General features: G+C 68.7%; 10 protein-coding genes. 2 read left to right on the top strand and 8 right to left on the bottom strand.

Going from position 1 to position 8,841, the window contains the following annotated elements; all coding sequences use genetic code 11:
* From G7A99_RS14125 to G7A99_RS14105, 5 genes are all read right to left on the bottom strand, one after another.
* Positions 1–1,098: TRAP transporter large permease (locus G7A99_RS14125; protein WP_163141222.1), on the bottom strand; the 1,098-nt coding region annotated here is incomplete at its 3' end.
* Positions 1,098–1,607: a TRAP transporter small permease gene (locus G7A99_RS14120; RefSeq protein WP_163141219.1), complete on the bottom strand. Its 510-nt coding sequence runs from the start codon at positions 1,605–1,607 to the stop codon at positions 1,098–1,100. The genes G7A99_RS14125 and G7A99_RS14120, both read right to left, overlap by 1 nt.
* Positions 1,608–1,664: 57 nt before the next feature.
* On the bottom strand, positions 1,665–2,669 hold the full coding sequence (locus tag G7A99_RS14115) for a TRAP transporter substrate-binding protein (RefSeq protein WP_163141216.1): 1,005 nt from the start codon (positions 2,667–2,669) through the stop codon (positions 1,665–1,667).
* Positions 2,670–2,812: 143 nt separating this feature from the next.
* Complete coding sequence (locus G7A99_RS14110) at positions 2,813–3,478, bottom strand: peroxiredoxin (protein ID WP_163141213.1); 666 nt, start codon at positions 3,476–3,478, stop codon at positions 2,813–2,815.
* A gap of 133 nt (positions 3,479–3,611) precedes the next feature.
* A complete protein-coding gene (locus G7A99_RS14105; RefSeq protein WP_163141210.1) occupies positions 3,612–4,187 on the bottom strand; it encodes a PadR family transcriptional regulator in 576 nt (191 codons plus the stop codon).
* An 82-nt stretch (positions 4,188–4,269) separates the two neighbouring features.
* Between G7A99_RS14105 and G7A99_RS14100 the strand changes: the two genes are divergently transcribed.
* On the top strand, positions 4,270–4,668 hold the full coding sequence (locus G7A99_RS14100) for a DUF2306 domain-containing protein (RefSeq protein WP_163141207.1): 399 nt from the start codon (positions 4,270–4,272) through the stop codon (positions 4,666–4,668).
* Between the two features lie 8 nt (positions 4,669–4,676).
* Here G7A99_RS14100 and G7A99_RS14095 read toward each other — a convergent pair whose 3' ends face one another.
* The gene (locus G7A99_RS14095; RefSeq protein WP_163141204.1) at positions 4,677–6,092 is read right to left on the bottom strand and encodes an MBL fold metallo-hydrolase RNA specificity domain-containing protein; all 1,416 of its coding nucleotides are present in this window, start codon (positions 6,090–6,092) and stop codon (positions 4,677–4,679) included.
* Between the two features lie 25 nt (positions 6,093–6,117).
* The gene (gene dsbG, locus G7A99_RS14090; protein WP_163141201.1) at positions 6,118–6,915 is read right to left on the bottom strand and encodes a thiol:disulfide interchange protein DsbG; all 798 of its coding nucleotides are present in this window, start codon (positions 6,913–6,915) and stop codon (positions 6,118–6,120) included.
* 219 nt (positions 6,916–7,134) lie between these two features.
* Between dsbG and G7A99_RS14085 the strand changes: the two genes are divergently transcribed.
* Positions 7,135–8,151 (top strand): hypothetical protein, encoded by a 1,017-nt coding sequence (locus G7A99_RS14085; protein ID WP_163141198.1) that lies wholly within the window; start codon positions 7,135–7,137, stop codon positions 8,149–8,151.
* A gap of 13 nt (positions 8,152–8,164) precedes the next feature.
* On the opposite strand, the gene prs is transcribed toward G7A99_RS14085, so the two are convergent.
* Positions 8,165–8,841, bottom strand: a 677-nt coding sequence (gene prs / locus G7A99_RS14080; RefSeq protein WP_163141195.1) for a ribose-phosphate diphosphokinase, incomplete at its 5' end; no start/stop codon positions are given.

Genomic DNA, 8,841 nt, shown 5'->3' with positions numbered 1-8,841 from the left:
CCCGATGCCCAGCCCCATGACCATGATCACCCCGAAGTGGATGAGATCGACGTTCATCGCCTTGACCAGCGGCAGCAATACCGGTGTGAGGATGATCAGCGCGCTCGCGGTCTCCACGAACACGCCGGTGACCAGGATCACCGCCGTGATCAGCAGCAGGATCACCATCGGCTCGGAGGAGATTCCGAGTACCCACTGCGCCACCTGCGTGGGGATATTCCAGTTCGCAAGCGTCCAGCTCAGCACCGCCGAGGTGGCGATCACGAACATGATCACCCCGGTGGTGAGCACGGAGCGGATCATCAGCGCGTATATCTCGCGCAACGTGAGGTCGCGGTAGACGAACAGCGAGACCAGCAGCGCATAGTTCACCGCCACCACCGCCGCCTCGCTGGGGGTGAACACACCGGAGAAGATCCCGCCGAGGATGATTACCGGGGTAAGCAGCCCCCAGAAGGCGTCGCGGAAGGTGCGCAGTATATTGCCGAGCGACAGCGCACTGCCCCGCGGATAGTTGCGGTCGTAGGCCTGGGCCAGCGCTATCGCCATGAGACCGAGCCCCATGATGATGCCGGGGATGAAACCGTTGAGGAACAGCCGCGCCACCGACTGGTCGGCGAGCACCGCGTAGATGATCATCGGCACCGACGGCGGGATCACCACGCCTATGGTGCCGCTCGCGGCGATCAGGCTCGCCGCCGGGGCCTCCTCGTAGCCCTTGCGCTTGAGCTCGGGGATTAGTGTCGAGCCCACGGCCGCGGTGGTCGCCGCGCCCGAACCGGAGATCGCGGCGAAGAACATCCCCGCGAGCACCGAGACGATTGACAGCCCGCCCTTCACGAAGCCGAACAGGGCATCGGCGAAATCGACCAACTTGCGGCTGACCATGCCCGAGGCCATGAGATCGCCGGCGAGGATGAAGAACGGCACCGCGATCAGCGCGAAGGAATCGGTGCCCGCGAACATCCGCTGCACCACGACCATCAGCGGGACGCCGTCCGCGGTCAGCGCCACAATCGCGCCCAGACCGATGGCCACCGCCACCGGCACACCGAGCACCAACAGCCCGAAGAACGCAACGAACAGCAACGCCCCCATCAGTCCTCCGCCCCCACCGCATCATCACCGGCCTCGTCCCGGCCGAACAGCACCTCGAGGAGGTCCACGGCCGCGTACAGACCCATTACCGCCGCCGACCCGGGGATCACGGCATAGACCCACGGCATCGGGATACGCAGGGAAGCAGAGACCTGGAAGCTCTGGAGGTCCATATAGCGCCAGCCCGCCACGATCACCACCGCGAAGAACGCCACCGACGCGGCGTGGGCCAGCACCCGGGCGAACCGCCCGAGCGGCCTCGGCAGCCGATCCACGAGCACCGTCACCGCGATGTGGCGACCCCGCTGGTAGGCCAGCGTAGCCCCCAGGAACGTGGTCCACACGAGCAGGTAGCGGGCCAGCTCCTCCGACCAGCTGATGGCGTCGAAGGCGACGCGGAAGACGATCTGGAGCGTGGTGACCACGATCATGCCAGCCAGTGCCAGGAAGGCGGCCGGACGGATCACGGCGTCCAGGCCGCGTTCGACGGCCTGCAGAAGGGACAGCATGGACCTCTCCACGGCGGGCCGGGCGCACGGCCCGGCCCGTCCGGCAACGCGGTGGGCTTACTGGAGCTGCTCGCGGATGCGATCGAGATACGAGCCGAAGCGCTCACCGTACTTCTCGTAGACCGGCTGCACGGCCTTCTGGAAGGCGGCGACGTCCGGATCCATGACGATCTTCATGCCGTTATCGCGTAGCGTCTGCAGCTGCTCGGCCTGCATCTGGGCGTTCATCTTCCGCTCGTACTCGGCGGCGTCCTGGGCGGAGCGCTGGAGGATGTCCTGGGCCTCGGCCGGCAGACGGTTCCAGACATTCAGGCTCATCACGAACAGCGCCGGCGCATAGGTGTGGCGGGTCATCGACATGTACTTCTGGGTCTCGTAGAGCTTGAACGACTCGACCACGTTGACCGGGTTTTCCTGGCCGTCGATGGTGCCCTGCTGCATCGCCGTCAGTGCCTCCGTCCACGCCATGGGCACGGCATTGGCGCCGAGCGCGCGGAAGGTGTCGATGTAGACCGGGTTTTCCATGACCCGGATCTTGAGCCCCTCGACATCCTCGGGCGTGTGCACCGGATGCACGCTGTTGGTCAGGTTGCGGAAGCCGCGCTCGGCATAGGCGAGGCCCTTGAGGTTGACGCGCTGGAGCTCGTCGAGCAGGTCCTGGCCGACCGGGCCGTCCAGCACCTCGTAGGCCGCCTCGCGGGAGGGGAAGAGGAACGGCAGCTCGAAGACCGCGATCTCCTCGACGAAGTTGGCCACCGGGCCGTTGGTGATCACGCCCATGTCCACGGTGCCCATCTGCATCCCCTCGAGCAGCGTGCGCTCGTCGCCGAGCTGGGCGTTGGGATAGATCTCGATGTTCACCGCCCCATCCGTGCGCTCATCGACCAGCTTCGCGAACCGCTTCGCGGCGATATGGAAGCCATCCTCCTTGTTGACCACGTGAGCAAGCTTCAGGGTCACCGGATCCATGTCCGCGAGCCCGTCCTGGGCATGGGCGGTGCCGGCCACCAGGCCGGCTGTCAGGATCGCGGTGGAAAACAGCTGTTTGATCGACGGGATCATGTGCCCTCCCGGGGATTGTTTCGACTAATGATTATTGGGAAGCAAATTACATTAGGGGAGCCATCCCACGCGGTCAATTCGCCCGCGCGATGACGACAGAACGCCCGGACCACGCCACGAACCGGGCACGGCCGGACACTGCCCTACTCGACGACCGACGTCTTGGCGAAATACCAGTCGGTGACGGCGTAATCGTCGTTGGCGAGGCGCTCCGCGGCCGCACCGGCGGTACGCGGCGGCGGCACGATCACCGACTCCCCGGGCTGCCAGCCCGCCGGCGTGGCAACGCCGTGGCCGTCGGAAGTCCGCAGCGCCTGGAGCAGGCGCAGGATCTCTTCGATGGAACGACCGTTGCGCATCGGGTAGTAGTGCATGGAGCGCAGCACACCATCCGGGTCGATGATGAACGTCGCCCGCACGGCCGACCGGTCCGACGCCCCGTGGTGGATCATGCCGTAGGCACGCGCCACCTCCATCTTCGCGTCCGCGATGAGGGGGAAGCGCACCTCCACCCCGAACTTCTCCTGAATGGACTGCATCCAGGCGATATGCGCGAACTCGCTGTCCACCGACAGCCCCAGCAGGTCCGCACCGAGGGCGTCGAAACGATCCTGTGCCCGGGCGAACGCCAGGAACTCGCTGGTGCATACCGGTGTGAAATCCGCCGGGTGCGAGAACAGCACGAGCCAGCGCCCCCGGTAATCGGCCAGCGAGAGCTCGCCGGCCGTCGTGTCCACACGGAAATCCGGTGCCGGCTCATTGAGCCGGGGCTGGACACCCTCCTTGGGCCGGGATTGTTCCTCCACCATGACCTGACCTCTCCATCGAAACGGCGGTTATATTACTTCTCTACCGAACAACGACTCATGTGCCGCCGGCGGCGAGCCCCTGCCGTCCGATCGAATCGGATCCGGTCGCCCGCGCCACATTGCCCCTCGTCATTTAATTATCGGATGATCGGCCCCCGGTGCAATCCCCGAATCGGCCCGGCCCGAATTCCGCACCGAGCTCATCGAGCCACTCGAGCAGCGACTCGGCCGTGATGATGCCCCGACGCAGGGCCAGGTACTGGAGCCGGTACCGCCTCGGCAGAGACGACGCGCGCTGAAAATAGGCCGTCTCGATTCCGCGATACGCGGCCAGACGGTCCTGCCAGTACGCCCGCCGCTGCTCGACCTGCACGCGCATGGCCGCGTCGTCGAGCAGCTCGCCGGCGAAGAGCTTTACCAGGAAGGGGTCCCTTACCGTGGGCGGAGCATGGGGCTCGGCGAGCCATTCCCGCAGCGCGGCCTCGCCGGCCGGGGTGACCCGGTAACGCTTGGCATCGGGGCGGTCGTCATGGGGCAGCGGCTCCATGGCCAGGTGCCCGGCCTCGTGGAGCCGTGCCAGCTCCCGGTAGATCTGCTGATGGCTCGCCGGCCACACATGCCCGAGCCGCTCGCGGAAGGTACGCGTCAGCTCGTAACCCGTCGCCGGGCATTCCTGCAGCGCGGTCAGCAGGGCGAAGCGCAGTGCCATTCGTCGTTCTCTATATGCATCCGGTTGCACGCAATCCCGCCGGGCGCCACTATTATGCAATAAGTTGCACACAGGCTGCCACATGCACCTCCAGCCACTGCTCCACGCCTCCGTCGTGATCCAGGTACACGTCGCCGCCGCCGTGCTCGCGCTGGCGCTGGGTATCATCCAGTTCGGGCTGCGCCGCGGCGGTACGCTTCACCGCCGTGTCGGCCGGAGCTGGGTCGCGCTCATGGCCCTCACGGCGGTCAGCTCGCTGTTCATCCACGAGCTGCGGGTCTGGGGGGACTGGAGCCCGATCCACGTCCTTTCGCTGGTCACCCTGGCGACCCTCGTTCACGCGGTACGGGCCGTGCGCGCCGGGCATGTCCGGGCACACCGTGCGGGGATGATCTCGCTGTTCGTCTTCGCGCTGATCGGGGCCGGCGCATTCACCCTGGTCCCCGGGCGGTTGCTTCACACCGTGTTCATTGCCGGCTGAGCGGCCGGTCAGTCCCCGAGGCCGGCCCCGGGCGCGGTGAGATCCAGCCGCTCCCCGTAGCGCATGGCACGGGCGTGCGTCGCGCCGTCGCCCTGCAACCGGGCGGCGAGGGCATCCTGTGCCGCCGGCTCGCCGTGGACGATCGCCACCGGTGGTCTGCCCCCGAAGCCGTCGTACCAGCCGGCGAGCCCGTCCTGGTCGGCATGGGCGGAGAGGCCGCCCACGGTATGCACCGTCGCCTGCACGCGCACCGTTTCGCCCCAGAGACGGATGTGGCTCGCCCCGTCCACCATTGCCCGGCCCAGAGTGCCCGCCGCCTGGAAGCCGGTAATCACGACGTGGGCCTCGCGCCGCCAGATGTTGTGCTTGAGGTGATGCTTGATCCGCCCGCCGGTGCACATGCCGCTGCCGGCGACGATCACCGCGCCGCTGCGGATCCGGTTGATGCCCATCGAGGCCTCGGTGGACTCCGACAGGCGCAGGTTCGGGAGGTCGAAGAGCTCGCCGTGGGCCCGTTCAAAGGCGGCGGCACGCTCGTCGTAGAGGGCCGTGTGACGGGCGTACACGCGTGTCGCCTTGATCGCCATGGGGCTGTCGAGGAAGATCTGCCAGTCGTCGAGCCCCCAGTCCTGGTAATAGCGTTTGAACATGTAGAGCAGCATCTGGGTGCGGTCCACGGCGAAGGTGGGCACAAGCACGTTGCCGCCGGCCTGACGCGCCTCGCGGAAGATCCCGCCGAGCTCCGCCCAGGTCTCCTCCCAGCCGCGGTGCCGGCGATCACCGTAGGTACTCTCCATTACGACCAGGTCCGCCCGGTCGACGACCTCCGGGTCGCGCAGGATAGGTGTGCCCTTGTGGCCCAGATCACCGCTGAAGACGACCCGCCGCCTCGTCCCCGTCTCCTCGAGGTCGAGCACCGCGAGCGCGGAGCCCAGGATGTGGCCGGCGTCACGCAGGGTCAGCCGCACGCCGGGCACCACCTCCCGCTCCTGGCCGTAATCCAGGCCGTGGAAGCGGTGGGTGGACAGCCGCGCCTCATCGCGGGTGTATAGCGGCTCCACCGGGCGCAGGCCCTTGCGCTCGCGCTTGCGGTTCTCCCACTGGGCCTCCTTCTCGTTGAGGTAGCCCGCGTCCTCGAGCATGATCCGGCACAGGTCCACGGTCGCCCGATGGGTGAAGATCCGCCCGCGGAACCCGCGCTTGATCAGCAGCGGCAGGCGCCCGGAGTGATCGAGGTGGGCATGGGTGAGCACCACCGCGTCGATGGACGAGGCCTCGAAGGGGAATGGATCCCGATTGTGCCGCTCGTGCCGGTGGCTGCCCTGGATCAGGCCACAGTCCACCAGCACCCGCCGGCGGCCGACTTCCAGCAGGAAGCACGAGCCGGTGACCTCCCGCGTCGCCCCGTAGAAGCCCAGTTCCATTGGCACTGCTCCCGTCTCTGTCCCGCTATTCCGGGCGGGGTCCGCCCATCGCCTGGGTGAGGTCATCGCCCCGCGGCAGCCCCTGGACGTGATGCACCTCGCCCGCCTCATTGCGGTAGACCACCGTGGGCGTTCCCCGGTACCCGAGCTCCTGCATCAGTGCGCCGTTGGCCTGCACCCCCTTGCGCGCCGCCTCCGGGATGTCGTCCCGCGGCGTGACACCGCCCTGCTCGTAGTTGCGCTCGTGGGCCTGCAGCGCCTTCGACGGGTTGCCCGATGCGAGCAGCGTCGCCGCCTTCGGACCGCTGCTCGGGCGGATCACGCCGACCATGATATGGCGGAGCTGGACCTTGCCCGCCTCCACCCAGGGCCGGCTCATCTGCCAGAAGCGGTGACAGTACGGGCAGTTGGGATCGGTGAAGACATACACCACCCGGCCCGCATCCTCTGCCCCGTCGGCGATCCAGCGGCTGTCGGCGAGCTGATCCCAGATCTTGGGGTCGAGGGGCGCCCGCGAGGCCTGGTCGAGCACCGGCTGGCTGAGGTTGTTACCGTCGGCATCGAGCAGCGTCCCGATCACCGCGTGCTCTTTGTCCGGGGTGACATAGACGGTGACGGTCTGGCCACGCGCGGAGATCACGTAGCCGGTCAGCCCGCCCGGGGCCTCGAACGGCTCCCCGATTTCGACACCCTGCGCCTCGAGGGACTGCAGCGGTGCCGGCAGATCCGCGGCATGAACGCCCGAAAGCCCCAGGATCAGCCCCGCCGGGACCAGCGCGGCGCCGGCGATTCGCGTCATCAGGCGCGCAATGGATCGGTGCATGCGTGTGTGCTCCCTAATGGTCTGCATGATACGGCCACGCCCGCGCGTTGCCGTTCCCAGCCGGGATGTTACCCGGGCCGGGCCGCCGGGTCAGCAGCCGCCATTCCCACCGACACCGGGATACCCGCGTCGTTCCTGCACGACCGTCTCGGCTATGCTCCGGGAAAGCGGTCAGCGGCAGCCGCGCCGGATGCCGGAACATGGAGGGACCGCGAAGGGATGTCGTCCACCGCGATCGCAGCACAGCGCGCGCACCAGCGCCGGATCGTGGACCAGCTCGCCGAGCACGGCCCACCCGCCCCGGCGGATGCCGTGATCGAGACCCACCTCTCCTGGGTGATCCTCGCTGGCGACCGGGCGCTGAAGCTCAAAAAGGCCCTGCACTACCCCTGGCTCGATTACGCCAGCCTCGCAGCGCGCCGGCATCAATGCCGGGAGGAGGTACGCCTCAACCGCCGGCTCGCCCCGGCGGTTTATCTCGGCGTGGCCGCGGTCTCCGCCACGGACGGCGGTCACCTGGTGCTGGACGGTGACGGCCCGCCCCTGGCGTACCTGGTGCGTATGCAACGGTTGCCCGAGCGCGACTGCCTCGGGCAGCGCCTGGGCACCGGCGGCGTAACGCCCGCCGAGGTCGATACCCTCGCCGATACCCTGAGCGGTTTCTACGCCGCGCGCACGCCCTTCACGCCGCCGCCCCACGCCTGGCTCGAGGCCATGCGCGGGCACATCGACGCCGACAGCACGGCCCTCGGCGTTTCCCGCTACGGCCTCGACCGGGCGTTGATCCGCCGTGTCGCCCGCGACGTGCATGGCCTTCTCGACGACCGTGCCGACGAGATCGGCGGGCGGCTGCGCGATGGCCGCGTGGTGGAAGGACACGGGGACCTGCGCGCGGAGCACGTGTACTTCACCCCCGGGCCCACGGTGATCGACTGCCTGGAGTTCGACCGCGGCCTCCGGATCGTCGACCCGGCGGACGAGCTCGCCTTCCTGGCACTGGAATGCCACCGGCTGGGCGCCGAGTGGATCGGCCCGCGGCTGCTGCGCCGCTACACGGAGGTCTGCGGCGACGCCCCCGGCGACCGCCTGCTTGCCGCCTACACCGGCCGCCGCGCCCTGCTCTGGGCGAAGCTCGCCGTGTGGCACCTGGACCGGGACCCGGCACGGGACCGGGAGAAATGGCTGGAGCGCGCCGGCACCTACCTGACGCTGGCCCGGGAGCGGATCCTGGGCTAGGTGGGCACGACGCTCAGCCCTGGTCCGCCATCATCGAGACGATGGAATCTCCGGCGTGCAGCCGGCGCACCGCCTCCGCCATGAAGTCGGCGGTATCCACGACGGTCAGGCGTTCCCGCAGCGGCGCGTTGCCCAGCCGGAACGCCGGCACGCTGTCGGTGACGAGCAGCCGCGTCAACGGCGCCCCGGCGAGGGTCCGCGCGGCGTCGCCGGTGAACAGGCCATGACTGGCGACGGCGGTGACCGCCGTTGCCCCAGCGGCATGCGCCGCCGATGCCGCGCGGGCGATGGTGCCGCCGGTGCTGATCAGGTCATCGACGATTACCGCGTTGCATCCGGCGACGTCCCCGACCAGCCGCTCCCCCGAGACCGTACCGCCGCTGCGTTTCTTCTCCATGAACGCCATGCCGGGCGCGGCACCGGTCCGCGCCTCCAGGGTCTCGCGGAAACGCTCGGCGCGTTTGTAACCGCCGGTGTCCGGGGAGACCACGACGAGGCCGTCGCCCGCTCCCCCGCGGAGCAGCTCGCCGGCCAGCAGCGGGCGCGCCTCCAGGTGAATCGCGGGCACCCGGAAGGCGTTCTCGAAGGCCGCCGGGTTGTGCACGTCCAGCGCCACCACGCGCTGCACGCCCATCGCCTCCAGCAGCGCTGCCAGGTAGCGGCTGGTCACCGGGTCCCGGGGCTTGGTAC

It is taken from the genome of Arhodomonas sp. KWT, from assembly GCF_010993615.1.
Note: the sequence above shows the minus strand (reverse complement) of the source record. Positions and strands in the feature narration are given on the sequence as shown.

What these genes read in the sequence shown, in the direction of transcription:
- G7A99_RS14120 (WP_163141219.1), bottom strand. Translation starts at nt 1,607, where the DNA reads ATGCTGTCCCTTCTGCAGGCCGTCGAACGCGGCCTGGACGCCGTGATC.
- G7A99_RS14105 (WP_163141210.1), bottom strand. Translation starts at nt 4,187, where the DNA reads ATGGCACTGCGCTTCGCCCTGCTGACCGCGCTGCAGGAATGCCCGGCG.
- G7A99_RS14095 (WP_163141204.1), bottom strand. Translation starts at nt 6,092, where the DNA reads ATGGAACTGGGCTTCTACGGGGCGACGCGGGAGGTCACCGGCTCGTGC.
- G7A99_RS14085 (WP_163141198.1), top strand. Translation starts at nt 7,135, where the DNA reads ATGTCGTCCACCGCGATCGCAGCACAGCGCGCGCACCAGCGCCGGATC.
- G7A99_RS14100 (WP_163141207.1), top strand. Translation starts at nt 4,270, where the DNA reads ATGCACCTCCAGCCACTGCTCCACGCCTCCGTCGTGATCCAGGTACAC.
- dsbG (WP_163141201.1), bottom strand. Translation starts at nt 6,915, where the DNA reads ATGCACCGATCCATTGCGCGCCTGATGACGCGAATCGCCGGCGCCGCG.
- G7A99_RS14115 (WP_163141216.1), bottom strand. Translation starts at nt 2,669, where the DNA reads ATGATCCCGTCGATCAAACAGCTGTTTTCCACCGCGATCCTGACAGCC.
- G7A99_RS14110 (WP_163141213.1), bottom strand. Translation starts at nt 3,478, where the DNA reads ATGGTGGAGGAACAATCCCGGCCCAAGGAGGGTGTCCAGCCCCGGCTC.